Below are 1634 nucleotides of genomic sequence, written 5' to 3'. Positions count from 1 at the left end.
GTGCTAGCTGCTAAGTGGATTGAGCAATATAACGAATTTCCTCCACTAGAATTCCCTATTCTCTTAGAGAAACTGTTACCAGAAGGAGAATTAAAAGAAGAGGTTAGCAAGCTGTTAAAGCGTAAAATTAGTGGTGATGAGTTAGATTTAGAACCACGCATCAATGTTATTAATGAATTTTTAAACTTAGAAATTGACCGTTTAGACAGATACGTCAGAACTTTATCTGTAGAATTAGATGACCCTACATATGAATTAGATCAATTGTTTAGAGATACTTTAGACGAAGTTTGGAACTAAGTATAAAACAAAAAGGCTTATCCCTAATGCAAATAGCAGCGGATAAGCCTTTTATTTATAATTTTTATTAAAGCGGTATATTATTATTCGTATTTTTTGTTTCATTTAAATAGCTCTCCACATATATTTGTTCTGCATCTGTAGCATTTTTAATTCCATCCTCCKGACTAAATTCAATGCTTCTCCTTACGGCTACACGATCTGCAATGTAACCCATTGCTAACAAAAACACTATACATCCGCCTGCCCACAGCCACATTGTCATTTTACTACCCCCTTTTTTAATTTCAATATTACATTTGATTACTTCTTAGGGATTTAATTAGTTTACTCCCCTCCTTTTACTGACCCAGTAAAAGGATTAATTTCATAAGTTAAATCGCTTCAGGTCCCTTTTTCTTCTTTAGTTCACCTAGCGTCGCGTAATACAGCATATATTCTCCGACTGTATATTAAATGTTTTTCCGCAAAAAGGAATTTAAATTAACATTCCCTATACTTACTATACGTTTTAGCAAGAAGAAAAGTTTCGGAAAATTACATTAATAATTTTTGGGTTAATTTTCAACAAATCTGATTATAATTTTTTATGTTTCATCCTAAATAATTTCAAAACTGCTGCCAATCTATCTATAAAGCATTTGAGGCTTTACGCCGCTTCAATCAGATCTACTATTATTGCCAGATGCATTAATTATGGTGCCTATTATGACTGCAGGTATGAACCAATTACCTCAACATTTAATTTCTCACGGTACAGCTTAAGTAATACAATTCGTCAAGTTGCAGGTTCGATTGGTACGGCTATACTTGTTACAATTATGACACAGCAAACTACTGAACATCTTTCAAACTACACTAATACACTAATACACTAACAACTAACAATGATTTCTTTAGTAGTCAACTTAGTCAGTTAGGTAATAGCGGTATTATATCGCTATACGCTAAAGCAATAACAACTCCGACTATAGATGGTAGTAACGATGTATTCTTATTTGCTACATTATTAGGTCTGGTTGCACTTTTACTCTCTTTCTTCTTGCGTACACCAAAGATTAACAGAGAGAAATAAAATAAAAAGCCGTTTCTTTGGGTGAGAAACGGCTTTTTATTTTAATGAATAATTGTATTTAAAGCATATATCTTACATTTGGATATCATATTTAGATTCAAATGTAGACACTTTTTCTTTAGCATCTAAAAATTGTGTTTCAGCAGCTTTTGTGTTTTCTTCTAAAGTTGATTTATCCTTACCGCTTTCTTTTTGTAGAACTTCTAGCATTTCAACTTGCTTATTTAATGACGAAGTTACGCTAGTGACTGCGGAATTC

The 1634-nt window shown here is 32.6% G+C and carries 2 protein-coding genes and 2 pseudogenes; 2 read left to right on the top strand and 2 right to left on the bottom strand.

The annotated features are described in order from the left end of the window. Positions 1-300: DNA polymerase beta superfamily protein (locus AC1DRF_RS26775; RefSeq protein ID WP_477742161.1), on the top strand; the 300-nt coding region annotated here is incomplete at its 5' end. Between the two features lie 67 nt (positions 301-367). Here the strand turns inward: AC1DRF_RS26775 and AC1DRF_RS26770 are convergent. After that, positions 368-565 carry a hypothetical protein gene (locus AC1DRF_RS26770; protein ID WP_477742160.1) on the bottom strand — a complete coding sequence of 66 codons (198 nt, stop codon included), beginning with the start codon at positions 563-565 and terminating at the stop codon, positions 368-370. 422 nt (positions 566-987) lie between these two features. On the opposite strand from AC1DRF_RS26770, the pseudogene AC1DRF_RS26765 reads away from it, so the two are divergent. Further along, positions 988-1190: pseudogene (locus AC1DRF_RS26765) on the top strand (MFS transporter); the annotation flags it as partial. Positions 1191-1447: 257 nt separating this feature from the next. Here the strand turns inward: AC1DRF_RS26765 and AC1DRF_RS26760 are convergent. Next, positions 1448-1634: pseudogene (locus AC1DRF_RS26760) on the bottom strand (hypothetical protein); the annotation flags it as partial.

The organism is Priestia sp. P5_B4, assembly GCF_056400385.1.
This window is presented reverse-complemented; position numbering and strand designations above follow the sequence as displayed.